Here is a 26,996-nt window from a genome sequence, read left to right on the forward strand (position 1 = left end):
ATCAATTGATGCTTTTCAGAAATATTCTGAATTATTAATAATAATCTTCATCAGGAACAGCGCTATGAACACAAGGACATGTGGTTGTAAATTTGAGACGCTTTCATTAAGTATCGTCTCACTACTGGTCCTCTGTGTTGCAAATATCCCGTACCTCAATGCTCAAACTGTCCCTTTGGACATCAACGAATCTCTAAGCAAAGAGCCGACTGGTATCGTAAGAGATATGGAGATAATTGATGATTCAATCTATCTCGCTGCGGAAAACGGCTTTTATAAAATCAATGGAAACATAACAGAAAAAATACAGCTTCCTGTTTCTTCTGCTGCGAAGCGAGGAATTATTTCTGATATCAGCTTGGGGAAAGAAAATACTCTTTACATCAGTGAATTCGGAGTGGGAGTTTTTGAATACAACTATAAAACAGGCTCGATACGTCAAATAAAAATCCCGTCTAGCTTAATCAGTCTAGCGTGGCAAACATCGTACTCTGAAAATCACCTTTTCATTGCTTCTATAACAGGTTTCATCGTATTCGACCTGTCTGCACAAGTGATTGTTGAAGAACTTAAGGCGGTTAACAATATAGCCATAGATGAGCTGTATTCAGTTTCCACATTAGCGCCAGGTATAGTGCTTTTTGCAGAGAAAAATAGGGTTATTAAATACAACACAAAAAGCTTGGACTACGAGGCCACATCAATCAGTAAACTTTATCCAAAGTTGTCATCAATAACATCTTTATACTCGAAAGGACTGTTATATATAGGTGGGCCAGAGGGTATTTATGTAGAAGCTGATGAGTCAGCGGAGGTTAAATTTTATGCATTTTCAGAAAAGCCTGTTGAGCAGCGAAGTGTAACGAATATATTTGCACAAAAAGATGGCAAAGTATGGGTGGCTGCCGAAGAGTTGTATCAGCTCTCTGAAAGAAAAGAGGAACTCATTGCCGCAACCTCTTTGACACCAATGCTAAATTCGTATGCTATCAATACGGTAACGGGAATTGCAGAGACTTCTGCCGGAGAAATATTAGTTAATTCGACTCAGCAGGGGTTAATCGTACTCCCTCCCGGTCATGAGGGAATACACTTTTTACATAAAAAAGATAACTACTTTCATCACGACGATATCGATATCGCCAGAAAAGAGATTTTTAGTATTGATGAGCCACCCATAGTTCTCACAAGAGAACGTGCTTTTCAATTACAGGAGGATTCCGGCTTATTAAGGGAAGTAAAAATTTCTTCACCGGTTGGAATACCCCGCCAGCGAAAGTGCTGGCTTAAGCTTAATAGTGTCTTCACAAACAATGAAGTCCGGAAACTCTGTTGGCAGAAAGGCGCCCATATCGTCAATTACAGTCAAGACAAGTTACTGGTGTATGGGCAGAATGAGAGCGAGGGAAAATATCATGTACTGAGTGGTGGCAAGATTGTCGATGAAATGACAGCTCCACTTAATGTAACCCTGACAAAGCAACTAGATTCGGGAGAACTGATTTCATTAGATGAAAACGGTCAGGTACATATTCAAATTAGCCGCTTTAACTGGAAACTTATCCCAGCAGAAGAGATTGGTTCATATGTTATCAACTGTATTGTTGAGTGGAAGGCTGATGTACTTTGGCTCTGTACATCGGGTAATGGCGTTATTGAACTAAATCTTAAAGAGAATACTGTTCAACCCCTTGTTGATAAAGAGTTGGAGCGGTTCAGGTTTGTAAGATCTGGAACTAAAGACTCCGAAGGAAATATTTGGCTAGCAACTAATATGGGACTGGTCGTTTACAGAAATACAGATAAAAAAGTATTTAGATTAGGCGCCGAAGATGGAATTGTTGACAAGGATTTTCATTATGACGGCATGTACCTGGTTGACGACAAGTTAATTCTAATGGGGGATAAGTACTCGTATCTCCTTGATACAAAGATAATGATGGACGCACTTGCGCATCAGTCCACTGCCAAATATTCGGTTAAATTCCTTTCCTTTACCACAAGCAACGAGTCAGAAGATGAGCTAAGTTTTGCAGAAGCCGGAGATCGTTATCGAGTCAATGTCGAGCCTGGTGTAGAGACTATGTCGGTAGTGATTTCCCCTACCAATTACACATTCAGACATCATCAACGAATAGAGTATCGTGTAAAGGGCATGATCAACGACTGGCAGCGAAGTGACAAGGCGACTGCAACGCTAACCTTTTCAGACTTAAAGACCAACTACTTCATTATCGAAGCGCGGGTAGTGGATACCCGAAGCCAGGCCGAGCAGCCTGTCTCATCACTTTATGTGTATATTCGACCGCCTTTTTACCTTTCTTGGCAAGCCTATCTTTTATACAGTGCACTGGTACTGGCATTCGGATTTTATGTTCATAAAAGGTATCAAAACGAACTACGTGAACAAGTATCGCAATACAGTGCTGAGGTATTTGAACAGAAAGAAGAACTGGCGAAAAGTCAGCAGTCAATCCGCCATCTGGTAGACGCTAAACAACGTTTGTTTACCAATATTTCCCATGAGCTAAAAACACCGCTGGCACTTATCGTTGGCGTGCTCAGAAAAGTCAGCTTTGATAAAGAGGATGAAAAACAACGCTCTCAACGTGACATTCTGTTCAGGAACGCCGAACGGGTAGAAAGCCTGGTCCAGCAGTTGGTTGAGGTTGAAAAGCTGGATTCAATTCGGCAACTGCCAAAGCGCGAATACAACGTGAATAACACCGTGTACGCCATTGTGCAGAGTTTTGCTGGTTTAACTGAGCAGCGAGAACTTACGGTCGATATTAAGATCCATGGCAAGGTAAAAGCGCGCTTGCTTGAAGACACGCTCGAACAGGTGCTCAGCAACCTGTTAGGTAATGCAATTAAGTACACGCCTGATAAAGGGCGTATTGTGATCAGTGCTGCGCAAAAAGGTACCGATCTCAGACTGCAGGTAAAAGACAATGGTGTCGGTATCGATGATAAGTACAAAAAGACGATTTTCGAGCGATTTACGCGTATTGAAGAAGTTGACGGCGTTAAAGGTGTGGGTGTCGGGCTTGCGCTGATTAACGAAATAGTCAAAGCCAATAAAGGCTGGATTGAGTTAAAAAGTGAGCATGGTGAAGGGAGTTGCTTCAGTGTTTTCTTCCCTCAGGCGGGCTTCGACATTCCAGGATATACTGACAGCGAAAAGTCGGAACTCAAGCCGAACACAGATTTACCAAAACAGGCTGAAGCACTACAGGAAGAGGGCTCTGAAGATACCCTGAGCGTGCCAGACTTCATTGATGAAAGTGGCCTGTATAAAGTATTAATCGTAGAAGATGACCGAGATTTCCGTTCCTACGTCTACAATATGTTGATTTCTCGCTATGCCTGTTTCACAGCCAGAACCGGAAAGGCGGCGATAGACGTATTTAAAACGGTTAAGCCTCATATTGTTCTCACGGACTGCCGTATGCCGGATATGGACGGGCTGGCATTTGCCCGCTACATTCGAACGCAATCTGACCATCCCCAGACCCCGATTATCCTGCTGACAGCCTATAACAGCCAGGAAATACAGGAACAGCGCTTTGCGTCAGTGGTCGATTGCATGCTGAGCAAGTCATTGATGGAGCACGAGCTGATTTCGCATATTAATAATCTGATTAGTCTGCGTGAGCTGACAGAGCAACATTTGGCGCAGCAGCTTGGCGCCTCGGTATCCGCTGGACAGATTAACGAGCCAATCCCGTACTTCACGAATGAGAAGGATCAGGTGTTTTACACCAGCTTGCTGGCCACACTGGAAAAGAACTACACCAATGTCGATTTTAACCGGGCTGCAGCCGCTAAGGCGCTGAATATGAGCGAGAGACAGCTCAACAGACGAATGGCGGTATTGTTTGAATACAACTTTGCTGAGTACTTAAAGCGCTTTAGGATCAAAAAAGCAAAAATTATGCTGTGCGAAGGCCGTCAGATCACCGCGACCGCGATGGATGTTGGCTTTTGTACCGCGTCGTATTTTAGCAACTGCTTCAAAGATGTGACCGGACTCTCCCCCAGAGCCTATCAGGAGGCAAACCGTAACGCTGAAGCGACCAGTTAACTTACCTGACGGAGTTACCCTGAGCGTCGGCTAGCCACCCTCCACCGGGCAGGCAAAGGGAATGAGCGGTTTACGTTTAGGCAACAGGGCGTTTTTTTGTTGTTCAAGCGCTGCCTGCTCTTCTGTCAGTCTGGCTTTAATGCGCTTAAACTCTTCCAGTCGCTGCTGACGGGTATTGTCCCGGGCAAACCGGGCCTGACACAATTTCTGAAGAGGGGCGGTGCGCGCGGCAATGGTTGCTGAATCAGTCACGTCCTGCCAGTCGCGCAGAGACTCATCAAAGCGGGTGGTGGCTTCGGTGATACAGGCCTGATAAGCCTCTAAAATAATGCCTGCCTGTACACTGGTTAAGGTATCTTTGTTCACCATCATTGAGGTGATAAGCGCCCCGTCGAGCGGCAGGTTAGAGCCGGGGAAATAAATTTTTCCTGGCCGGTGCTGGGCAAAGTCATGTTGCATCTGGCGTGCAAAAAGGCGTGCTGACGGATCATTGGCTACGGCGGCGACAAGTGCATCGATGCTGGGAAGGTTGGCGTGCTTATAGCCGTCGTAGAGCGCCACACACTGCTGCGTTGCTGCCTGTGCGCGGGCTTCACCCTGAAGCGCGGTTTCGGGGCGGGTTTGCTGGCTGGCAAAGGTAATAGATGTACATTGCTGCGGGTTAAAAATCTGATTTTCCTGTTGCCACCGTGTGAAGTCCGGGTTGGTCTGGCTGAAATTACGGATATTAGTACTGACCGTGCGTAGCTGAACCTGCAGTGCGGCTTTTTCGCCTTCAAGTGCTGCGACTTTCGCCCATTCGGGATAATAAAAACCACTGCTCGATTCGTCCAGCCTGGCAATTCTCACAGGAATGGGGCGCTGTCCAATGGCCAGACGCAGGCAAACCGGCCCTGACGGTGAGAAATTCAGGGCATCTTTAAGCGGCAGTTTCACCCCATTTATACCACTGCGAACTGTTGTGGATGCCAGTATCTCGTTAGTGACAGGTCCGTACTGTGTGTCGTACTGCGCCAGCACGTTTACTTGTGTGCCTGGCTGCAGATTTCTGGCCAGCGGGCCCTGGTTACTCCAGCTCAACAGAACGGTATCCTCTGCTGCTTCAAGGCCAATGCCGGGGAGCGGATTGCCGGGCCGTAAATCCGGGCCTGATGCACATCCGGTGAGGAGCATGATAACCAGAATTACCCTGTAGAATCGAGATTGCTGTTTACGTAACATGCTAAGTGGCATCCTTTATTCGTATCCGTACATATTGTGGTAGCCAAGGGATCTGGCGGTATGCGGCTCCAGCTGACAGGAGCTCTGGATCTGGCAGGTACGCATGGCGTCGTACATCTTTATGGCGTCGGTTGCCGCCAGACCAAGATCAATGTTGTTGTCGCGAATATAATCGGTAATCTGGGTTTTTAGGCTCAGCTCACTGTCGGTGAGCATGGTTTGCCAGACGGCAAAGCTCTGGCTGATGTCTCCCGACACCTGCGCGAGAGACGCCATGTCTTTATCTAACGATCGGTAATAGCTGTCCGAAGTCTTAAGTGCATAGATGTTTGTAGGCACTAACTGCCGCTTAATCTGCTGGTACGCCGAGGCCTTGGTATAACTGGCTTTGCCATCCAGCAACATGGTTTGAAAGTAATGCAGCAGGTCCAGTTCGCTTTGCAGGGAGCTGCGCATTTCTATACTAATGGCGGCCTGAGTTAACGATTTATTCAGGCCGATAATCTGCGTGAGCTGAGAATTTGCAATAATGATATTGTCGGCATAACGTGACTTACTGGTATCAAAGAACACGCATTTGGTATTTAACTTATGCACATCCTGTGGTGTGGCGCAGGCTACTTTATTGTAAAGGTCCAGCTTTTCAAATACCCCCCGTAATTGCTGGCAATACGACGCAATCCACGGTGTGTCGCATTTATAAAAGGCAAAATTGCTGAACTTCAGACCGGCATCACTGAATTTCACGCCAAACGACATGGCACCTGAGCTGGCATGCGTTACAAACCGGGCGTTTTTATCAATGATGCGCGCATAGCCACCCATAAAGGCAATGGTACAGGCGCTTGCACAAAAGAAGTTATCAGGCACCCTGGCTGTGGAGCGCGCGCGGTTTAACGCTTTGCCAATAGCAATGCCCCCTTTAACTGCACCGCCTCCGGAGCACAGCCACACCTCCTGATAGGCGCGCGTATTACGAATCGCGGCGCCAACAACCTCCCCCGAATTGGCTTCGATGCCCCCGGCAAGTAGCAAAATGCGCCTGTCACCGGCCTGATGGAACGTAGCTTTCATAGGGGCAGACAGGGCCTGCTGATTACATAGCGAAGTTTGTGCCTGCACAGGTAAACTGGTAGCCAGAAACACAAACAAGCCTAACGCAAACAGTTTTACGGGCATGATGGTACTCACTGTCAACGCGCTGTAGTTCAGACTTCTACTGCTTCGTAAGAACCATCGCTGTTTTTACACACCGGAATGTATTGTTCGGCAGTGCCAGCGTCAGACGTAATGTAGTTTTTACGTGTCGCACACTCTCGCCCATCATCTGTCGACACCGGGTTCACAATTTCGACCGTGCCGGCGTGCGTTTCGGTTTGCCAGGCCTGAGGCGTTCTGGTGTTTTGCGCTTTCGATTGTTGCTGCGCTTTTTCCCATGCCGCTTCCTGCGCGCGTTTGCTTTCTTCATCCATGTTTTTAACGATGTTCAGGGCCACTTTGCCACCAATAACACAGCCTAGCCCTGCAATCACCATGGTCGCTTTTTTTACTTCTTCGTCGGTGTAGTTATAGCCTTTGTCTCGTAATTTATCGCCAACGTATTTACTGCCATAATAGGCCACCGCGCCGCCCACGGCACAGCCTGAAATGCCCGCCAGAATTTTTTTACCGGTGCTGGCATCGTCATTTTGGTTGGGCACAGGTAGCCCGTAATCCTGTAAGGTTTGCGACAGTCCGGTTGATTCGCAACCGCTTAATACGAGTGAAAGACACAGGGAGAGACTACTTACAGCAAGTGCACGGCGCTTACTCATGGCTAATCCTTTAGTAATTTAATAAAAGGGGGGAATTAATAAACTAGCACTAATATTTTGGGCGTGTCAAAAAAACGTCGGTGGGTGACATGATTTTGACGATCCAGGCCTGGTTGGAGAAGAGAAAGCCCGGTATATAACCCAGTCACGCAGTGCTCTGCGGTGCGCTGAACTAATAACCACGGCTAAACACAGTAGGTTTGGCCTGGCAGTAAGCGAAGTGAACAACCAGCATGTCACCGGTGAAAAGCAAACATCCCTGAGACCAGATGAGGCCTCAGTAACTTCAATTATGACTTCTGCTTTGTATTGCAGATATTTGACTTTTCGCATGAAATTACAAAATTTATATTTTCAGTAGAAACGGGTGTTACTATAAAGACTCGGTAGTAAGCTGTTAGGTTGCAAGGAGGCATCCGTGAAAGATAAAGAAAAAATAGCAGTATTCATCGATGCTGATAATGCACCGGCTCAAAAGATTGATAAAGTTCTTTCTGAGTTGGCTCGTTATGGTGTAGTTAATATTCGAAAGGCGTACGGAAACTGGAAAAACCAGAATTTGAAACCTTGGGAAGATTTACTACATGAGTTTGCAATTCAGCCAATACAGCAATTTGACTTAACCAAAGGGAAAAATGCCACAGACATGGCACTGGTCATTGATGTAATGGATGTATTGTATACAAAAGATATTGATATCATTTGTCTTGTATCGTCGGATTGTGATTTTACTCCGCTAGTAACTCGCTCACTGGCAGATGGCAAGTTTGTGATTGGTTTTGGTGAGCGTAAGGCGCCATTAGCTTTCGTGAATAGTTGCTCTCGTTTCCTTTATCTTGACGAAGAATGCGAAACAGAACTTCCTATCCAAAAGCAAACGAAGAGCATTAAAAGTGATACTAAGTTAATAAACTTGTTGCGACAGGCTATTGAAGCTGTAGAAGAAAATGACGGTTGGGCGATGTTAGGCCCTATTGGTACGCACATTTCTAATCATGCATCCTTTGACCAACGCAATTATGGTTTTAAGAAGCTCAGTGATTTGTTTCAGGCGATTGATCTTTTTGAAATGAAGAAGACAAATGGCTCCGTCTTGTGGGTTAGAGATAAAAAGAAAGCAAAGCAACTTAAAAAGTCAATCCAGCCGTCGGCTAATGCGGTTGCTGAGTGAAGCGTTAAACGTCTGTTATTTGTCTGATGCCCAACTTCTCAATGTCTGCTACTCCCTCAACGCCGCCTGCCAAGGCAAGCCCTGAAATAGCCGGGCAGCATTTTAGTTCAGCGGCAAGCCACAGAATCTTAACTCACCTGATCGATAAAGTTGCCCAGTCGTGCCGATGTGGGCTGGTTGTTCTGCAACCGCCGTGCGCGCTGCTCCACCTCGTCGCGTAAGGAACTTCTGACTTCATCGAGTTCGGCATCCAGTTGCTGGTCTGGCAAAACTGCGTCAGCCATTTGCTGACGCAGTATGGTTTCGATAACCGTGGCTTCTTCGCGCAATATGGTAATAAGTTCGTCGGAAGTATCCGTAGTCTGCTGTGTGTCAGATGCCTGAATAAGACGCTCTGTCTGCGGTGAATAACTATCGTCGCCGGTTTGTACATCACTGGCTGGCGTGGTATCGGTGGCTCCTTCTGTACTGGCTTGTGCTTCGGTTTCATTTGCCTGTGTAGCCGAACCTGCTGTCAGGTTGTCCTCCTCTAGCTGCTCCTCGCGGCGAATCTCCTGCTGGCGCTGGGCGGTAAGTGCCTCCTCCTGAAGCTGACGGGCCTGCTCTATGGCCTCACGAATATCCTGCTGTGTGGCTTGTTGTTGCTGGGTTTCACGCGCCTGCACCGATTGCTCGGTATTTTCACGCTGACGTGTTTCGCGCGCTTCTACGCTTTCGCGAATGCGGCTGGCACGCTGTTGCTCAATGGTTTCAGCACGTTCTGCCGCCCGCGCCTGACGCTGCTCACGCTGGTCAACCTGTTGCAGAATGCGTTGCTGTTCACGAAAATCCTGCTGTTCCTGCTGCGCGGTATTGTTCACAGGGGCGCGTTCAGTCTGACGTTGCTGCTGTTGCGCCTGAGTGAGCTGCTGCTCAGTTCGCTCACTGGCAGGCTCGCGCTCTGGCGCACGGGGTTGCGTCCGCACATCGTCACCGGCAGCGCGCTGTTCTAAGCGCTGCTGCGCTTCTTCACGGGCCTGCTCCTGTGCACGTCGCTGCTGGCGAAGATTGTCCAGACGCAATTCAAGATCCGCAGTGCGCGCTGACTGCGCGGCATTCTGTGGCTGTGTATTTTGGTTGTCACGCAGGGCTGGAGTCTCAGTGTTTCGCTCTGCTTCCCTGGTACTGCGCGACTCAATGGCGCGCGCCTGTAGCCGGGCTGCTGCGTCGTCTGGTAATCGCGTTACCGTCATCGTATCCTCCCGGTCATATAACACGCATTGCACCCGGGTCATCCAATGACGTGGGCGGTGGTGTTACCTCATACCTCTGGGTATACAAGCACCAGCAATGCCAGTAGTGTCTGGTAAGCAGCGTCGTGCTGGGATTATTAGAAAAACTACCGGCAAATTATGGGTATAGCGAAACAATGACGAGGCTGGAATAAAATCCAGCGATACGGTGCTGACGTAACAACTCAATATTTCTGGCAATATTGTGTAATTATTACGCAACAACCTTGAAGGGCGGTCACAGTGAAAAAATCTATTGCAACAGCGTGTCTGAGTGCAGCGGTGTGTGTTGCGCAACCAGCCGGCGCTGAAGTGCTTTCGGCGCCATTCACCCCTAAACCTGTTCAGATTGATGGCAGCCCCTCTGAGGCGGCCTGGCAAAACGCCCAGTGGCACAAACTGGATAAACATATTCTCGGCGATATGCCGGCCCCCGGCGACTTTTCAGGACGGTATAAGCTGCTGTGGGATGAAAAGCAGATTTATCTGTTAGCCGAAATCATTGACGATGTGCTTATAGACACTCACCCCAATCCACGCAAGCGTTACTGGGATGACGATACACTGGAAGTGTTTATTGATGCAGATGCCTCTGGCGGAACACATACTTACTCTCACAATGCGTTTGCTTACCATATTGCGCTTGACGGTAATGTTGCAGACATCGGCAACGCCGAAGATGACAACAAACGGGTGATTCTGCTCAACGAACATATCGACAGCGCCTGGTCGCGCGCTGATACATCGCCCTATGCCACTACCTGGGAAGTGGCGATGCGTGTTTACCCCGACACGTTCTCGACAGCCAGTCCGAGTGATCCCCTGGTACTTAAGCCTGGCATGACGCTGGGCTTCATGCTGGCCTATTGCGATAACGACGGTAGCGAGGAACGGGAGCACTTCATTGGCTCGCATGACATCGAACCGGTTAACGGCGATAAAAACCTGGGTTACATCGATGCCTCTGTGTTTGGCGAGCTTGTGCTTAAAAAAGGGGAGTAACCCGGTCGTCAGGCCTGTATATCGGCTGATACTTCAGGGCTTCGGCGTGTTCGCTTAATCTCGTACATTGCCATATCTGCCGCGTGCAACAGCGCTGCTAAGTCGGTTTGCGGCGCCTTTACTATCTGGCTGCCAATGCTTGCCTCAATGGGAATGGAGAGTGTGTCCACGTTGATGGTAAGCGAAGAAAAACGCCGGTTGATTCGGGCTAATAAGCGCTCAGCCTGACGCTCGGTATGACACAGCGCAAGCACGACAAATTCATCACCGCCATAGCGACCGACCAAATCCTGCTGGCGGCAGAGATGATTCAGAATTTGTGCAACAATCGCCAGCGTCTGGTCTCCTGTCGCATGGCCGAGCGTGTCATTTATCTGCTTAAACTTGTCGAGATCGATAAAGATCAGGCAAAGATAGCCACCGTCAGTTCGGTGTGTGTCCAATACGCTCTGCGCGGCGGTTTCCCAGCCCCGGCGGTTTAATACGGGGCAGAGCGGATCCATACTGGCGCGCCGGTATGCACGGTTTTTATCTTCATCAAGACGCTTCACTTTCTCGGCGGCGGCTACGGCCAGAATCAATGCCTCTATAGCGACCGCGATGATAAGGGCGTAGCGATGCAGAAACGGACTTAATTCGTGTAAATAAACACGCAGGACCATGGCCACGAACATGATACACAACGCCAGCAATACTAACCTTGCACAATGCACCTGTTGTTTCACCGCTAGCACAGTGGCAAGTATGATCCCGACAATAATCATCAGGGTTAGCGTGCCCATAATTTGGCTTAACACAATGGAAAAGGTAAACGGCACAATCAGTTGCACAACTGCGAGCATAAGTACGCCCAGTGCGCTCACATTCAGGAGGTTTCTTGGCCAGGGCTTAAGCAGTGTCGGAAAATCCAGTAACCGGTCAATAAAGCGCTGGGCGGTAACGACGGTCAGGCCTGCAAACAATAGCTTGTTTTCAATACTGTTGAGGAGCACTGAGTAAGGCAGTACAGCATTGAGCACACCTTCCTGTAAAACAAAGAAGGTGGCGGCACAGGTTATATAGGCGCTGTACGCGTAAAACCCGGTGTTTTTGATACTGCGTCCAAGCATACCTACATAGAGCGCAAGTGCCACGCAAAAACCGGTAAACAGACTCATCATTATCAGATGAATACTATTTCTGAACTGCGCAGTCGCGGCAGTATCGACCTGAGGGGAAAGATAACGGGCACGCGACGCTGTAATATCCAGAAAAACGGTGTAATTGCCAATAGGTAGCACAAACGATTTCCGGGCGCCGCGAAGAGGAGCGAACACCTGGCCCGTTTCATCAACCAGAGCAGCCTGACTGACAATATCCATGGGGAAGTGCAGCACTGAGACCTCTTCAATGTTGCATTGCAGTGTCAGGCGCTGCTCACCCAGTTTTAGCTTAACTGGCTGTCCGGCTTCTATCTGAACGGGCTCGGCAATAGTGCAGGTAGCAAGGCTGTGTGCGCTGAAGACGGCACAAAACGTGAAAATAAGTAGCAAGCGCCAGAACGTACCGCCTGTACTACCCATACGCGTCTATTCGCCACCAACTATCTGAACCTGGGCAATGTCCGTATCACCCTGAATCACTTTAAAGATGGCATCCTGAACCAGGGTACGCATGCCGTCATCCATGGCCTGCGCTTTCATATCCGACACGCTGGCTTCTTTATAAACCAGTGAGCGCAGTTCAGGGGTCATACCAAGCAGCTCGTGTACACCGGTTCGTCCTTTGTAGCCGGTATCACCACACTCGTCACAGCCTTTGGCACGATAGAGCTCAAGCGGTTCGTCAATGTTCAGTTCCGCCAGAAAGTCCTCGCCGTACTGACGCTTGATAAAGGCCAGATCGGTATCGGTGGCCTGGTACTTCTCCTTACAGTTGCCGCACAGTGTGCGAATCAGACGCTGCGCCAGTATGCCCACACAGGCATCTGAAAAGTTGACCGGGTCGAGGCCTAAATCCAGCAGCCGGGTAATGGTTTCCGGCGCTGAGTTAGTGTGCAGTGTCGACAACACAAGGTGACCTGTCAGCGAGGCCTCAATACCAGCATGCGCCGTTTCTTTATCCCGCATCTCACCAATCAGAATAATGTCTGGGTCGGCGCGCAAAAAGGCGCGTAGCGCATTGGCAAAGGTAAAACCAATTTTAGGGCTGACCTGAACCTGCTGCAGACCGGCCTGGGTGATCTCGACCGGATCTTCGGCTGTCCAGATTTTCTTTTCCGGGGTGTTCAGATAGCCAAGAATGGCATGCAGTGTTGTAGTTTTACCGGAACCGGTCGGCCCGACGACCAGCAAGATACCGTGTGGCTTTTTAATCATCTCCTCAAGCCGGGTACGATTAGTGGGGGCCATGTTCATCTTGTCCATGGGCATAGCACCGCCAGAGGCCAGGATCCGCATAACGACGCCTTCACCCGCCACCGTTGGGATGGTGGCGACCCGCACCTCTACCAGCTGGCCGTTCATTTTAAACGCCAGCTTGCCATCCTGGGGTACCCGCTTTTCCGCAATGTTCAGGTTGCTCATGATTTTTATCCGCGCAATCACCGCGCTGTGGTGCGAGTTTGGCACCTGACTCATGTCACGACATACGCCATCAACCCGCATACGCACCCGGGTCGGGCCGTTCTTTTCAGGGTCAATATGGATATCCGAGGCATTAAGGCGTTTGGCATCATGGAGAACCCGGCTAACCAGACGCACAACCGCAGGTGCATCGTCCGACAGTTCGTCTATCTGCTCTTCTTTCTCTTCGGATGAGGTGCCGATTTCATCCAGAATTTCACTCATTTCTCCGGGCGCACCACCTCCGGTTCCTTCGCCCAGATACTGTAAGATCTGATTAGGCAGGCCTACCGCGATGTCGTAGCTTTCAATGCCCATCGCACTTTCAATTTCCATTAGCAACGCGGCATTATTAGGCTCTGCCATGAGTACTATGGGATTTTCGCGCACATCGGCAATCACCGCGACATAGTTACGTTTGAGGTATGACAGGTTCAGCCGGCTTTCACCCTCGTATAAATGGTACTTGTCAGGCTGATACGCAATAAAGGGCACCTGATAGTGAATCGACAGTGAATTGCCAATCTGCTGCTCTGCAATACGCTGCTCGGAGATCAGGCGCTGAACAATCTGGCGCATGTCGTTAGACGACTCGGTAATGTCTGCCAGTGCTTTGTCACTGATGGCATTGCGGTGAATAAGCAAATCGAAGGGATTGTTTGTGCCACCCAGTTCGTAGCGGAATTTCGCGCCCAGCAACTCCGCCAGTTCTTTTGCTGTCTCGAGATCAGCATCATTGAAGGAGCCGGACTGCTTATTGATGATCTGCATGACACCCATCAGCACGCCGGCGTTTAAGATGGGCACACACAGGATATTGTTGGTTTTAAAGTCACTGCCTTTATCGAATTTGTCTGCAAAACGCAGTCTGGGATGAATTTCGCGAAGTTCTTCTGCGTTATACGGGTCATCAATTATGAGTGGCAACTGTGATAACGCCACGTAGCCCGCAATCGACATAGGGCTGATTGGTACTTTGATTTCCAGGGTTTCTTTGCCTGTTTTGAAGCGCGCGACCAGATCCTGATGCTGGCGCCGGCGCTGAAAAATACTCATACGCTGGGCACCAAACAAATTGAGGATGATAGGTTCCAGGCGCTGGTAGGCGTCCATGAGCGATGAATGCTCGGCCAGAATGGCGTTGATTTGATCAAGAGTTTGCTGCTGACTGCTGTCGGAATACATAGTTATTCGGGTTCTGCTCTGCTTTATCTCGGGCAAGTACGCGCGATATCAGTAATATAGATTCATTGTAAGCCACAATATACCTATCTATCCGCATCAGCAATATTCCTACACCCCACTCCTGCCTGTAAATACACCTTTTGGCTAGCCAATAAGTCTGTTGCCACTGGGCGGCTCATGAATTGTATAGTCGCAAGCCCGGCTTTGCAGGCAGTGGCCAACCTTATAACGCGCTCCTCTCAGGTGTAGAGAGCGCGTCTGCTGATTGCTTATGGGAGCCGGGCTGGTAAACTTCGTGGTGATATTGTGCTGAGCATAGGGAGTACTGGGTTATGTCATCAGATAGGCTGTTACTGGATAATCAGCTCTGCTTTTCGCTTTACGCCACTTCCCTGGCCATGACACAGCTTTATAAACCCCACCTTAAGCAGCTTGGCCTGACTTACACACAGTATACAATCATGCTGATCCTGTGGGAGCAGGACGCACTCAGCCTGAAGGCCATTTGTGAGCAACTTGGCCAGAAGCCGGGCGCGCTGGCACCTGTGATTAAACGCATGGAGTCGCAAGGCTTGCTTGTCCGCGCGCGCGGCGTTGATGATGATCGCGCGCTCACTATTCGGTTAACAGATAATGGCCGCGCACTGCGGGAGCAGGGGCTAAAGGTAAATCAGTGTGTCTTTGAAGCCTGTGGCTTGCCGGGCGACAAGCTGCGCGACCTGAAACATTCCCTTGATCACCTGCGCGCCCGGATAACAGGGTCAGAGAGTGATAACACTCCGCCAGACAGATAGAACCAACCGCGCAAGACAACCACTATTCTTATCGCCACACAACACCTGAAAAGTTAAAAAGTTAAAAAGTGGACACCCACCGTATTAGCGCTAAGTTTATTTAACGTGCTTTGCTTATTTACTGGGAGGCATGACTGTGTGATTAGGATGTATTGCCACAGTAACGGTTGAAAAGACCAATTAAATCGCAATAATAGTTATTGCGATAACTATGTGGTCATGCATATTGAAAACGATGTGCATAAACAAACAACGAGGTGAATCATGAAAGCAATTTATACCGCAACCGCGACAGCAACGGGCGGACGCGACGGGCGCGCCGTTTCTTCTGATGACAAGCTGGACGTTGGGTTAAGCGTACCCAAAGAGATGGGCGGAAACGGCGGCGATGGCACCAACCCCGAGCAGTTGTTCGCAGCGGGTTACTCAGCCTGCTTTATCGGTGCAATGCAATTTGTCGCCGGCCAGAAAAAGCTAAGCCTGCCCGATGATTTAAATGTGACCGCAGATGTCGGTATTGGTGAAAACACCCGCGGCGAGGGCTTCGCTATCAGTGTTGATATGACAGTTTCACTGCCCGGTATGGATGAGCAATCCGCTAAAGAGCTGGTGGATGCCGCGCACCAGGTATGCCCCTATTCAAATGCAACGCGCGGAAACATTGACGCGTCTACGACAATTAATAACTAGCCACTAAGCCGCATAATACAAATTAAAGGGGGGAGTCATTATTAATGGTCCCCCAAGCTATGCGTATCAGATCGAACAAATACTCAGTGGGCTTTCTAAGTCTTAATGCACTCTTGTGCATTGATTCTGGTATGTACAATCTGAATAGCTACCATTAGTAAGAAAACCAGCAAAAGCCCGGAACGTGGCACCGCATCCAGGGCAATACACAGCGTACATGCAAGTGCACTAAGCCCGACAGACGTGCCTGCCAGTTGGAGGTAAACATTCATCACAGTTGTCTCCAGTAGACATTGCAGATTAAAACATCATGTCTTGCGAGGCAGTTTTATTCAGACGCATAGTAAATGGCCATGCCCGAGCTAAATATAGATGCGCCAAGCATTACGCCCAATCCAATCGGCGTAAGCATTGATGCAGCAGCAATGCCCATGGCGAGGAAACCGCCCGCGCTACCAAGCGATGCACCCTATGCTGTGTCATTTGATATTGCACCACTAACCACCTGTATCTCTGTTTCTGAAAGATTATCCATAATCAACTATCCTTAATAACATTGAACCACCAATAAATTATTGGTTTATCAAGCATAACGAAATACACTCATAGTGGGTACTGCACGCAAGATCTGATTTACGCATGACACCGGTGATGTGCACGTGACTTAAATCACCCGATGCCCAGTCGTTCCGCCTACAAAAAATGTGTGTTGCATGAGGCAACGCGAGGAATAATTACAGTAATCAATACTCACGCCCGCAGATGCCGAATTAATTGCCCAATAATCACACTTTCCCCTTGCGTTACCCTCTGGCATCTGTATAATTCGCGCCCACTGCCCATTACGGGCAACAAATTTTAGCCGCGACCTCACTGCTTTTAGGGTGGTTGCCAACGTGACGGACAACTGTTACTGGCGTGCTAGAAGAAGAACAGGGTTCCGATTGGGAACCATCGGTTTACGCACATCTTTTCTTCCCGGCAAATGATGGGAGAGAAAAGGTGAATTTTTTTGTTCTTTCGATTGGAGCTTAATCGATGCCAAATCAAAGAATTCGCATTCGTTTGAAAGCGTTTGATCACAAGTTGATCGATCAGTCTACGGCTGAAATCGTTGAAACGGCGAAACGCACTGGTGCTCAGGTCAGCGGTCCAATTCCTCTGCCTACTCGCAAAGAACGCTACACAGTTCTGGTTTCTCCGCACGTCAACAAGGACGCGCGTGATCAATACGAAATCCGCACTCACAAGCGTTTGGTAGACATCATCGAACCAACTGACAAAACAGTTGACGCGTTGATGCGTTTGGACTTGGCTGCCGGCGTTGATGTTCAAATCAGCCTGGGCTAACAAGAGAGGGTTATAACAATGGCGATTGGTCTAGTCGGTCGTAAAGTGGGTATGACTCGCATCTTCACTGAAGATGGTCAGTCTATCCCTGTGACTGTTATCGAAGCGACCCCAAACCGTATCACTCAGTTACGCACTGAGGACACAGACGGTTATCGCGCTCTTCAGGTTACTGCTGGAACCAAGAAAGCGAACCGCGTGAACAAAGCTGAAGCAGGTCACTTTGCTAAAGCTGGCGTTGAAGCGGGCCGTGGTCTTGTTGAATTCCGCCTGGAAGACAACGAAGGTGCCGATTTTGAAGTAGGCAGTGAAATCACTGTAGAAATCTTCAACGACACTAAGAAAATTGATGTGACTGGCACATCTAAAGGTAAAGGTTTTGCCGGAGCAATCAAACGTTGGAACTTCAGTTCACAGCGTATGACTCACGGTAACTCTCTGTCACACCGTGCACCTGGTTCAATTGGTCAGAACCAATCACCAGGTAAAGTCTTCAAAGGCAAGAAAATGGCTGGTCAGCTTGGTAACAAGCAAATCACCACACAGTCTTTGGAAGTTGTACGTGTTGACGTAGAAAACAACCTGATCCTGGTTAAAGGTGCCGTACCTGGCGCAACAGGCGGCGACGTAATCGTTAAGCCAGCTGTTAAAGCGTAACGTCTGGGGAGTGAACTGATGGAATTAACATTGAAAGACGCGAACAGCGCTCTTGAAGTATCCGAAGCCACCTTTGGACGTGAATTCAACGAAGCCCTGGTACACCAGGTCGTTGTAGCTTACGGTGCAGGTGCTCGTCAGGGTACAAAAGCGCAGAAAACTCGCGCGGAAGTTCGTGGTGGCGGTAAGAAGCCATGGCGTCAGAAGGGTACTGGTCGTGCCCGTGCCGGTACAATCCGCAGCCCAATCTGGGTTGGTGGTGGCCGTGCATTCGCAGCCAAGCCTCGTGACTTCGAGCAAAAAGTTAACAAGAAAATGTATCGCGGTGCGATCAAGAGCATCTTGTCTGAACTGATTCGCCAGGACCGTCTGGTTGTGGTTGAGAAGTTTGGTGTAGACACACCTAAGACTAAAGAGCTCGTTTCAAAGCTGAATGATCTGGAACTGAAAGACGTTCTGGTTGTAACACCTGAAGTTGATGAGAACCTGTTCTTGTCTTCACGCAACCTGTACAAGGTTGACGTACGTGATGTTGCAGGCGTTGACCCGGTCAGCCTGATTGCATTTGAAAAAGTGCTTATCACTGCCGATGCAGTGAAACAACTTGAGGAGGCGTTAGCATGAAGGAAGAACGTCTACTGAAGGTGCTTAAAGCACCACACGTTTCAGAAAAGTCTACAATGGCTGCTGAAGTTAGCAACACGGTTGTATTCAAAGTAGCGAAAGACGCGAACAAAGCTGAAATCAAAGCGGCAGTTGAGAAGCTGTTCGAAGTTGAAGTTGAAGGTGTTCGTACTGTGAACGTGAAGGGTAAAACCAAGCGTCACGGCATGTCATTCGGTAAACGCAGCGACTGGAAGAAGGCCTACGTGGTTCTTAAAGAAGGTCAGGACATCGACTTTGTCGGTGGCGCTGAGTAAGAAGGGGATTAGAAATGCCATTAATGAAAGCTAAGCCAACTTCTGCCGGTCGTCGTCACGTCGTTAAGGTTGTAAATCATGACCTGCACAAAGGCGCGCCGTATGCACCACTGTTGGAAAAAAACAGCAAGTCTGGTGGTCGTAACAACAATGGTCGTATTACAACACGTCACATTGGCGGTGGTCACAAGCATCACTACCGTGTAATTGACTTTAAACGCAACAAAGACGGCATTCCTGCCAAAGTTGAGCGTTTAGAATATGATCCAAACCGCTCTGCAAACATTGCTCTGGTACTGTATGCAGACGGTGAGCGTCGTTACATCCTGGCGCCTAAGGGAATGAAAGCGGGTGATACAGTACAGTCTGGTACTCAATCACCAATTAAAGCAGGTAACACCCTGCCGCTGCGCAACATCCCGGTTGGTACCGTTGTACACGCTGTAGAAATGAAGCCTGGCAAAGGTGCACAACTTGCACGTTCTGCTGGTGCTTACGTTCAGATCCTGGCACGTGACGGTAACTACGTTACGCTGCGTATGCGTTCTGGCGAAATGCGTAAAGTATTGTCTGATTGCCGCGCCACTATTGGTGAAGTAGGTAATGCAGAACATATGCTGCGTTCACTGGGTAAAGCGGGTGCAACTCGCTGGCGCGGTGTTCGTCCTACTGTTCGTGGTGTTGCCATGAACCCAATCGACCACCCACACGGTGGTGGTGAAGGACGTACATCTGGTGGCCGTCACCCAGTTTCACCTTGGGGTACTCCTACTAAAGGTAAGAAGACCCGAAGCAACAAGCGTACTGATAAACTTATCGTACGTCGTCGTAACAAGTAAAAGCGAGGATTCACCATGCCACGTTCTCTCAAGAAAGGTCCTTTTATTGACCTTCACTTGCTGAAGAAGGTAGAGGCTGCAGTGGAAAAGAACGAGCGTAAACCAATTAAAACCTGGTCTCGCCGTTCCATGATCATCCCAGATATGATTGGGTTGACCATTGCGGTCCATAACGGTCGACAGCACGTTCCAGTTCTGGTCAACGAAGAAATGGTCGGCCATAAGTTGGGCGAATTCGCGCCAACGCGTACTTACCGCGGTCATATCGCGGATAAGAAAAGCAAACGTTAAGGGGTAGGAAGATGGAAGCATTAGCTAAACACCGTTTTGCCCGCACGTCGGCTCAAAAAGCACGCTTGGTTGCGGATCAGGTTCGCGGAATGCACGTAGAAAAAGCCCTGGAGCTTTTAGCGTACAGCCCGAAAAAGAGCGCAGCGCTGATCAAGAAAGTTTTAGAATCTGCGATTGCAAACGCTGAACACAACGAAGGCGCGGACATCGACGAACTACGCGTCGCCAAAGTTTTCGTTGATGAAGGCCCAACAATGAAACGTATCAAGCCACGTGCCAAAGGACGTGCAGATCGTATCTTTAAGCGTAGCAGTCACATCACTGTGGTTGTAGCGGATAACTAGGAGTAGATAATGGGACAGAAGGTACATCCTACGGGCATACGCCTGGGTATCAGCAAACCATGGACTTCTACCTGGTTCGCCAATACCGCAGACTATGCAGATAATCTGTATAACGATCATCAGGTACGTCAGTATCTGACGAAACAACTTAAAAATGCGTCGCTTTCTCGTATCGTAATCGAGCGTCCTGCGAAGAGCATCCGTGTGACTATTCACACAGCTCGTCCAGGTGTGGTTATCGGTAAGAAAGGTGAAGACGTAGAAAAGCTGCGTAACTATGTGTCTAAGCTGGCCGGCGTGCCTGCTCAGATCAACATTGCTGAAGTACGTAAACCAGAGCTGGATGGCCAACTGGTTGCGGACAGCATCTCTAGCCAGCTTGAGCGTCGTGTAATGTTCCGTCGTGCCATGAAGCGCGCGGTACAAAACGCAATGCGTCTTGGTGCTAAAGGTATCAAAGTTGAAGTTAGCGGCCGTTTGGGCGGTGCAGAGATTGCACGTACTGAATGGTACCGTGAAGGTCGCGTACCGCTGCACACATTCCGTGCAGATATCGATTATGCGACATCTGAAGCGTCAACTACCTACGGTATCATCGGCGTGAAAGTATGGATCTTCAAAGGCGAGATTCTGGGCGGACTGCCTACAAATCAGGAGCCAACTCCTGAGAAGCCTAAGAAGAAAGGCCGCAGCGCTAAGCGAGAGGGCTAAATCATGTTACAACCAAAACGCATGAAATTTCGTAAAATGCATAAAGGTCGTAACCGTGGTCTTGCTGTTGCAGGTAGCAAAGTAAGCTTCGGTACCTATGGCCTTAAAGCAACTGGCCGTGGTCGTATGACTGCACGCCAAATCGAAGCCGCGCGTCGTGCTATGACTCGTCACGTTAAGCGTCAGGGTAAAATCTGGATCCGGGTATTCCCTGATAAGCCAATTACCGAGAAGCCTCTAGAGGTTCGTCAAGGTAAGGGTAAAGGTAACGTTGAATACTGGGTATGCCAGATTCAACCAGGTCGTGTCTTGTACGAGATGGAAGGTGTTCCTGAAGACCTGGCACGCGAGGCGTTTGAACTGGCAGCCGCTAAGCTGCCATTTAAAACAACCTTTGTAACTCGGACGGTGATGTAATGAAAGCGGCAGAACTGAAAGACAAAAGCGTAGAAGAGCTGAACGGCGAGCTGCTTGAGCTGCTTCGCGAACAGTTCAACCTGCGCATGCAGCACACAACAGGTCAGCTTGAAAAAACCGACCAGTTGAAAAAAGTGCGTCGTAACATCGCGCGTGTTAAAACCATTCTGACTCAAAAGGCTGATGCGTAATGACTGAACAAAAAATTCGTACAGTACAAGGTCGTGTGGTTAGCAACAAAATGGATAAAACCATTACTGTTGTGGTTGAACGATTCGTTAAGCACCCAATCTATGGGAAGTTCATGAAGCGTTCGACTAAACTTCACGCCCACGACGAAGAAAACGTAGCCAACCAAGGCGATACTGTCACTCTGCGTGAGTGTCGTCCTCTGTCTAAGAACAAATCTTGGATGCTGGTAGACGTTGTAGAGAAAGCAGGCGTTTAATTACTCCTTCTTTCTTTTAGAAAAAGCCACTCTTCGGAGTGGCTTTTTTGTTTCTTCCTGTCTGATCGGCAGCAGGTTAAAGCCGATTATCGTGTTAAGGATGAAAAATCCCCCAAGGCGGTGTATCTTAGCGCCTTTACCGAATAGCCAGTGCGAACTGCGCTGACGCTTTCATCTTCAGTAATCCGTTGATTAAGCATTTCCGGCAAAACCGGTAATGCGTATAAGGATAAGTTTATGCATTCAGGCATGCGTCAGGGAGTCTCTGTATTGTGGATGGCTGTCCTGCTTGCTGGTTCGTTTATGACGCTTAGCAGTAAGGCGTCAGGGGTTTCAAACTATCTGCCGCTAAATCAGTCGGTGCGGGCTGAGGCAGAAATCGACAGGGTCATTGCGCTGACAAACGGCAATGCACTGATAAAGCCGTACAAAGTGGCCGATATTCAGGCACGCGTTGCCCAGATAAAAACAACCTATCCAACTCTGTATAAGCGTGTGACTTCGTATCTTAAGCGTTATCAGACTCCCCTGGGGATCACCCACGCCGGTGCCGAAGTGGCTGCCACCAGTGATGCGAAAGGCAACTTACCTAACGCCCATGGCAAATCCATGGATACCAATTACGAAGTGGCGCTGGCGGGCTATTATCAACCCTCCGATTATTTGTTGTTCTCAGCCGGCGGTGTCTATAACGACACGGATAAGTGGCGGCATACAGGTTCGTTTGTCGGCATGGGCTTTGAGTACGCGCAGCTTGATATTGGCTATCGTGAACACTGGTATTCGCCCTTCAAACATGCTGCCATGCTGATGAGCACACACGCTGAAGCAGCGCCGTCTGTCACTTTAAGTAATGTACAGCCAATTACCGGCTGGGATATTCGCTACGAACTCTTTTACAGCGAGCTTGCTGAGGTGGATGAGATCCGCCTGGGCGATGAGGTGTATCCAGGTCGACCGCGCCATGCAGGTCTGCACTTAAGCTTTTCACCGCTGGAAAACTGGACGTTCGGCGTTAACCGCACCCTGCAATTTGGTGGTGGTGCCCGCGATGCAGGTTTTTCCGACTTTTTCGAAGCACTGTTTAATCCTGCCGGGAAAGACAACATTGAAGATCGCAGCGGCGATCCGAATTATGAATTTGGTAATCAGCAGGCGTCGGTGACTGCGCGTTATCACGCGAACTGGGGGATGCCCCTGGAGTTCTACGGTGAGTATGGCGGTGAAGACACCGAAGGCGAGAAGAATTACAAGCTGGGGAACATTACGGCGGGCTTAGGCGTGTTTGCGCCATATGTGACAGATAATCTGGCGCTACGCTTTGAATACAACCATTGGTCACACCTTTGGTACGTGCATCATATTTACCGTGACGGCTACGTGAATGACGGTGTGATCATGGGGCACTGGGCAGCGGAACTGCGCGGCGACGAGCGTCGCGCGCCAGGCGGCGCTGTACACACTCTCAGTGCACACTGGGAAATCTCCAGTTCACGCTTTGTTGATACCCGGGTGTCAGTGATACGCAATGATGAGAATACGCAACGTGACTATGAAACCGGCTATCAGCTGAAAACCACCTACAGTGAAGTTATCGGTGACGGCATACTGGGCGTGACGCTGTTTTTGCAGCGTGACACCTTTGGTGACAGTCAGTCGCGGCTGGCTCTTAGCTACCAGTGGTAGCCCTAATTTGCCACGGTCTGTAAATGAAATCCGTTAGCCCTGCTTCGTATACGCCAACACTTAGTCAGTCTGTCGCCAGACATGCGTATTCGCTGCTGCTGGTACTGCTGGTATGGCCGGTTATGCTGATTCGGCTGCTCGTTAGCCGCTTTCGGAGTCAGGCGGCGTATGCACGGTTACGTCAGCGTCTCGGCATGACCAGCGCCGATGTGCCGCAGGAAGGCGGCTATCTTTTTCATTGTGTGTCTGTCGGTGAGGTGGTGGCTGCTTCGGTAGTGATAAAAGCCCTGCAAGCGCGGCCAAACGCGCCGCCCATCACCATCAGCACCACGACGGCGACGGGCGCAGAGCGGGTCCGGGCTATTTTCGGCGATTCCGTTAGTCACTGCTACCTTCCTTATGACTTCCCCTTACTTATTGGCAGTTGGTTGAAACGGCAAAGCCCTAAGGCCGTGGTGATCACCGAAGTTGAGTTATGGCCAAACCTTATCCATGCCTGCTGGGCACAGTCGCGCCCAGTTGTTGTGATTAACGCGCGGATGACCGATAAGTCTGCGCGCAGTTACCGTAAAATTCCGGCACTGTTTACGCCCATGCTACACAAGCTGACCCATGTGTGCGCGCAGGGCGAGCGGGATCACCGAAACTACCTGTCGCTGGGGCTGCCTGCGCACAACCTGACCCTCACCAATAATATTAAATTTGATCAGGTTGCTGCACTGACCAACGATAATCACGCCGGGTTTTTAAATCTGGCACGTGGTGACAGACCAGTCATCATCGGTGGCAGCACCCACGAACCAGAAGAAGACGCGTTACTGGATATGCTGGAAGCGCTGCTGCCTGACCACCCTAATCTGTTGCTTGTGCTTGTACCGCGTCACCCAGAGCGCTTTGCGGTTGTACAGCGTCTTATTGAGCAGCGCAGCCTGCCTTTCATATCAACCTCAGCGAACAGCCACATCGATGCGTCTTGTAACCTGGTATTAGTGGATGAAATGGGCAGACTGAATCAGGCCTATCAGGTGGCAACTATCGCGTTTGTCGGCGGCTCACTTGCCGATCGCGGCGGGCACAATGCCCTGGAGCCTGCAGCGGTAAGTGTGCCGGTGATTATGGGGCCGAATACTTACAATAACCCGGTTATCTGTGAGTACCTCGCGCAGCAGGGCGCGTTATATCTGGCTGAAGATGCAAAGCAGGTGACGGCACAATGCGGTGACTGGCTACGCAACCCGGACGCCGCCCGGTTAGCCGGCGAAGCAGGCCGGGCGGTACTGGAGGCTAATCGTGGCGCGCTGTCGAAAACGCTGGACGTGCTGAGCATGGTCAGGGCGCAGAGCCAGTAATCCCACACACAGATGTATCTACGTAGTATTGCTGGCAGTCTTTATGGGCAGGTTTGATAATCAGTGTCGCTGATTAAAAAGTGAACCCTGCGCTGGTGCAGGAAAAACGGCGATTTGCACATAACTGGTTCAACCAGTTAGAGCTTTATACCCGTTTATATCCATAAGTCACTGAATATAAAAAATAAATAAATGTTGGCAAGTGCTTTGCTAACATAGTGGTGACGTTGTACTGCAAGTAAAACAACAATACAAACGCAGTGAATACATTGCACTTGCTTACACGTTTTCCAGGGAGAGGCACCCTGCCAGTAAAGGCAGGGTGCATTTTACGCTTCGCTGCTCTTTTTCTCCGGATCGATAAGACTAATCACCCGCCAGCCAGGCTCAGGCAACAGATCGCGGCCATTGATGAAGGTATAAATATGATCTTCTGCATCAAGGGCAATCAGCGGCGTGACCCGAACACCATATTTCTCAAGATAGTCTCCAAAATCAAACTCTTCACTTAAGCGAGTGGTTTTTACGATGCCTCCGCGTGCCGCCGATGAGGCGAGTACACCGTATGTCACACCCTCATCAAATAAGGTGAGTTTTTTCGCATAGTGGTCACTGACCTGATGACTTGGTCGGGTAGACTGTTCGTTACTGGTCAGTGCCCACACCTTGTCTTTGCCCATGGTGTACTCAAAATGATAGGCAATCATGGGGTTGAGCTGTTTGTAGGGTGACATGATCAGCACCGTGCCAAAAGTACTCATCTCAAGGTGGCGTGACGCATGATCCGACATAGGATTGCCGAAATAAACCGGAATATCCATCATTCTGGCCTCGCGAATAGCATCCCAGTTGGTGTCTGCAATGCACACGTTGATCCCCTGATTTTGCATCTCTTCGGCCATTAGCCGGTTGAACTTGGCACCACCGAATATAAGAAAGCCGGTGGGCGGTGGTGAGCGTACCTTGAGCAGGCTGGCTACGGGACGCGCTGTCAGGCTCTGAACCACCACCGTTGCAATGATCACCAGAAACACAATGGGCACAATGATATTAGCACCCTCGTAACCCATCTCTTCCAGTTTGAGTGAAAACAGGGCTGAAATCGCAGCCGCAACTATCCCGCGTGGGGCAACCCACGAGAGTAGTGCGATTTCCCGTAGATTGAGACCAGCACCGACAGAAGAAACCAGCACTGCCAGGGGACGGGCGATAAACATAATGGCTGCAAGTACCACTACGACACCCCAGCCAAGATCAGTGACCTCGGTCAGGTTCAGGCGGGTGGCCAGCAATATAAACAAGCCGGAAATAAGCAGTACGCTCAGTGTTTCCTTAAATTCCAGGATGTCTTCTACATCCACATTTTTCATATTCGCCAGCATAATGCCGCAGATGGTCACAGCCAGCAGGCCTGATTCATGAGCGACATAATTAGATGCGGCGAAGATCCCCAGAATAATGCACAGTACCGCGGTATTTTGCAGATAATGAGGGATCAAATCTTTACGCAGGGCAATACCAAGTAAGTAACCACCCGCTAACCCTAAAAAGCTTCCTATACCAATAGTTTTGCCAAAGGTCATCAGTGTATGGGTAATGGCCGTTTCCTGAGATGCGATAATGAACTCGAACACCAGTACCGCGAGCAATGCGCCGATAGGATCGATAATAATGCCTTCCCAGCGCAGAATATTCGCCAGATTGGTCTTGGGCCTGACGGTACGGAGCATGGGTACGATGACCGTAGGGCCGGTGACGGTCACAATGGCACCGAAAAGAAATGACAGCTGCCAGGTCAGCCCAAGCGTGTAATGTGCAGCCACCGCCGCGACAATCCAGGTAACGGCCACCCCGATAGTGCAGAGATTCCGAACCATATTGCCATGTCCGGCAATATCAGAGAACTTGAGTGTCAGAGAGCCTTCGAACAGGATAATGGCGACAGAAAGCGATACAACCGGAAATAACAGGTCGCCAAACAGCGCATCGGCATTCAGTACGCCGGTTACCGGGCCCACAAGGATCCCAACGATAAGCAAAGGTAAAATGGCGGGCAGCCGGACCTTGTACGCAAAATACTGGCAACTGATTGACAGCAGGCCAACCATTACCAACGAAACCAGTGGATCTGACAAGGTGATATCCTTCT

Annotated in this window: 25 protein-coding genes; 18 read left to right on the forward strand and 7 right to left on the reverse strand. The window is 49.5% G+C overall.

Features of this window, described 5'->3' with window-relative positions; translation table 11 throughout:
* The first annotated feature begins 64 nt into the window (after window positions 1-64).
* Complete coding sequence (locus IE054_RS04370) at window positions 65-4,084, forward strand: ATP-binding protein (protein ID WP_189403868.1); 4,020 nt, start codon at window positions 65-67, stop codon at window positions 4,082-4,084.
* Window positions 4,085-4,114: 30 nt separating this feature from the next.
* On the opposite strand, the gene IE054_RS04375 is transcribed toward IE054_RS04370, so the two are convergent.
* Genes IE054_RS04375 through IE054_RS04385 form a run of 3 tightly spaced genes read right to left on the reverse strand, consistent with a single transcriptional unit; the run spans window position 4,115 to window position 7,119 of the window.
* Entirely contained in the window at window positions 4,115-5,305 is a 1,191-nt protein-coding gene (locus IE054_RS04375) for a hypothetical protein (RefSeq protein WP_189403869.1), read from the reverse strand.
* A 15-nt stretch (window positions 5,306-5,320) separates the two neighbouring features.
* Window positions 5,321-6,484 (reverse strand): hypothetical protein, encoded by a 1,164-nt coding sequence (locus IE054_RS04380; protein WP_189403870.1) that lies wholly within the window; start codon window positions 6,482-6,484, stop codon window positions 5,321-5,323.
* A gap of 29 nt (window positions 6,485-6,513) precedes the next feature.
* Window positions 6,514-7,119, reverse strand: a complete 606-nt coding sequence (locus tag IE054_RS04385; RefSeq protein ID WP_189403871.1) for a hypothetical protein — start codon at window positions 7,117-7,119, stop codon at window positions 6,514-6,516.
* 418 nt (window positions 7,120-7,537) lie between these two features.
* Here IE054_RS04385 and IE054_RS04390 point away from each other — a divergent pair, with 418 nt between their 5' ends.
* Window positions 7,538-8,290, forward strand: a complete 753-nt coding sequence (locus tag IE054_RS04390; protein WP_189403872.1) for an NYN domain-containing protein — start codon at window positions 7,538-7,540, stop codon at window positions 8,288-8,290.
* A gap of 128 nt (window positions 8,291-8,418) precedes the next feature.
* Here IE054_RS04390 and IE054_RS04395 read toward each other — a convergent pair whose 3' ends face one another.
* Window positions 8,419-9,522, reverse strand: coding sequence for a coiled-coil domain-containing protein (locus IE054_RS04395; RefSeq protein WP_189403873.1), 1,104 nt, complete (start codon window positions 9,520-9,522; stop codon window positions 8,419-8,421).
* Between the two features lie 282 nt (window positions 9,523-9,804).
* On the opposite strand from IE054_RS04395, the gene IE054_RS04400 reads away from it, so the two are divergent.
* Entirely contained in the window at window positions 9,805-10,563 is a 759-nt protein-coding gene (locus tag IE054_RS04400; protein ID WP_189403874.1) for a CBM9 family sugar-binding protein, read from the forward strand.
* Window positions 10,564-10,571: 8 nt separating this feature from the next.
* Here IE054_RS04400 and IE054_RS04405 read toward each other — a convergent pair whose 3' ends face one another.
* Both IE054_RS04405 and IE054_RS04410 read right to left on the reverse strand, forming a co-directional pair.
* Complete coding sequence (locus IE054_RS04405) at window positions 10,572-12,125, reverse strand: GGDEF domain-containing protein (protein ID WP_189403875.1); 1,554 nt, start codon at window positions 12,123-12,125, stop codon at window positions 10,572-10,574.
* A gap of 6 nt (window positions 12,126-12,131) precedes the next feature.
* Window positions 12,132-14,279, reverse strand: coding sequence for a GspE/PulE family protein (locus IE054_RS04410; RefSeq protein WP_229805030.1), 2,148 nt, complete (start codon window positions 14,277-14,279; stop codon window positions 12,132-12,134).
* Window positions 14,280-14,683: 404 nt separating this feature from the next.
* Between IE054_RS04410 and IE054_RS04415 the strand changes: the two genes are divergently transcribed.
* The 15 genes from IE054_RS04415 to IE054_RS04485 all read left to right on the forward strand — a co-directional run bounded on the left by IE054_RS04415 (window position 14,684) and on the right by IE054_RS04485 (window position 24,847).
* The gene (locus IE054_RS04415; RefSeq protein WP_189403877.1) at window positions 14,684-15,145 is read left to right on the forward strand and encodes a MarR family winged helix-turn-helix transcriptional regulator; all 462 of its coding nucleotides are present in this window, start codon (window positions 14,684-14,686) and stop codon (window positions 15,143-15,145) included.
* A 264-nt stretch (window positions 15,146-15,409) separates the two neighbouring features.
* Window positions 15,410-15,835 carry an organic hydroperoxide resistance protein gene (locus tag IE054_RS04420; RefSeq protein WP_189403878.1) on the forward strand — a complete coding sequence of 142 codons (426 nt, stop codon included), beginning with the start codon at window positions 15,410-15,412 and terminating at the stop codon, window positions 15,833-15,835.
* 1,038 nt (window positions 15,836-16,873) lie between these two features.
* Window positions 16,874-17,185 (forward strand): 30S ribosomal protein S10, encoded by a 312-nt coding sequence (gene rpsJ, locus IE054_RS04425; RefSeq protein ID WP_008845776.1) that lies wholly within the window; start codon window positions 16,874-16,876, stop codon window positions 17,183-17,185.
* An 18-nt stretch (window positions 17,186-17,203) separates the two neighbouring features.
* A complete protein-coding gene (rplC, locus tag IE054_RS04430; RefSeq protein WP_189403879.1) occupies window positions 17,204-17,842 on the forward strand; it encodes a 50S ribosomal protein L3 in 639 nt (212 codons plus the stop codon).
* Window positions 17,843-17,860: 18 nt separating this feature from the next.
* Window positions 17,861-18,466, forward strand: coding sequence for a 50S ribosomal protein L4 (gene rplD, locus IE054_RS04435; protein ID WP_189403880.1), 606 nt, complete (start codon window positions 17,861-17,863; stop codon window positions 18,464-18,466).
* The gene (gene rplW, locus IE054_RS04440) at window positions 18,463-18,762 is read left to right on the forward strand and encodes a 50S ribosomal protein L23 (protein ID WP_189403881.1); all 300 of its coding nucleotides are present in this window, start codon (window positions 18,463-18,465) and stop codon (window positions 18,760-18,762) included. Before rplD ends, rplW begins: the two co-directional genes overlap by 4 nt.
* A 14-nt stretch (window positions 18,763-18,776) precedes the next feature.
* Window positions 18,777-19,601, forward strand: a complete 825-nt coding sequence (rplB, locus tag IE054_RS04445; protein WP_189403882.1) for a 50S ribosomal protein L2 — start codon at window positions 18,777-18,779, stop codon at window positions 19,599-19,601.
* A 15-nt stretch (window positions 19,602-19,616) separates the two neighbouring features.
* Window positions 19,617-19,892, forward strand: a complete 276-nt coding sequence (gene rpsS / locus IE054_RS04450) for a 30S ribosomal protein S19 (RefSeq protein ID WP_189403883.1) — start codon at window positions 19,617-19,619, stop codon at window positions 19,890-19,892.
* 11 nt (window positions 19,893-19,903) lie between these two features.
* Window positions 19,904-20,236, forward strand: coding sequence for a 50S ribosomal protein L22 (gene rplV / locus IE054_RS04455; RefSeq protein WP_189403884.1), 333 nt, complete (start codon window positions 19,904-19,906; stop codon window positions 20,234-20,236).
* Window positions 20,237-20,245: 9 nt separating this feature from the next.
* Window positions 20,246-20,947: a 30S ribosomal protein S3 gene (rpsC, locus tag IE054_RS04460; protein ID WP_189403885.1), complete on the forward strand. Its 702-nt coding sequence runs from the start codon at window positions 20,246-20,248 to the stop codon at window positions 20,945-20,947.
* Window positions 20,948-20,950: 3 nt separating this feature from the next.
* Window positions 20,951-21,364, forward strand: a complete 414-nt coding sequence (gene rplP / locus IE054_RS04465; RefSeq protein WP_189403886.1) for a 50S ribosomal protein L16 — start codon at window positions 20,951-20,953, stop codon at window positions 21,362-21,364.
* Window positions 21,364-21,555 (forward strand): 50S ribosomal protein L29, encoded by a 192-nt coding sequence (gene rpmC, locus IE054_RS04470; RefSeq protein ID WP_189403887.1) that lies wholly within the window; start codon window positions 21,364-21,366, stop codon window positions 21,553-21,555. The genes rplP and rpmC overlap by 1 nt, the downstream gene beginning before the upstream one ends.
* Window positions 21,555-21,812: a 30S ribosomal protein S17 gene (gene rpsQ / locus IE054_RS04475; protein ID WP_189403888.1), complete on the forward strand. Its 258-nt coding sequence runs from the start codon at window positions 21,555-21,557 to the stop codon at window positions 21,810-21,812. Before rpmC ends, rpsQ begins: the two co-directional genes overlap by 1 nt.
* A 237-nt stretch (window positions 21,813-22,049) precedes the next feature.
* A complete protein-coding gene (locus IE054_RS04480; RefSeq protein ID WP_189403889.1) occupies window positions 22,050-23,498 on the forward strand; it encodes a capsule assembly Wzi family protein in 1,449 nt (482 codons plus the stop codon).
* A gap of 23 nt (window positions 23,499-23,521) precedes the next feature.
* The gene (locus IE054_RS04485) at window positions 23,522-24,847 is read left to right on the forward strand and encodes a 3-deoxy-D-manno-octulosonic acid transferase (protein ID WP_189403890.1); all 1,326 of its coding nucleotides are present in this window, start codon (window positions 23,522-23,524) and stop codon (window positions 24,845-24,847) included.
* A 329-nt stretch (window positions 24,848-25,176) separates the two neighbouring features.
* Here IE054_RS04485 and IE054_RS04490 read toward each other — a convergent pair whose 3' ends face one another.
* The gene (locus tag IE054_RS04490; protein ID WP_189403891.1) at window positions 25,177-26,982 is read right to left on the reverse strand and encodes a cation:proton antiporter; all 1,806 of its coding nucleotides are present in this window, start codon (window positions 26,980-26,982) and stop codon (window positions 25,177-25,179) included.
* Between the last annotated feature and the right edge of the window lie 14 nt (window positions 26,983-26,996).

Source organism: Alteromonas halophila (genome assembly GCF_014651815.1).
Classification (GTDB): domain Bacteria; phylum Pseudomonadota; class Gammaproteobacteria; order Enterobacterales; family Alteromonadaceae; genus Alteromonas; species Alteromonas halophila.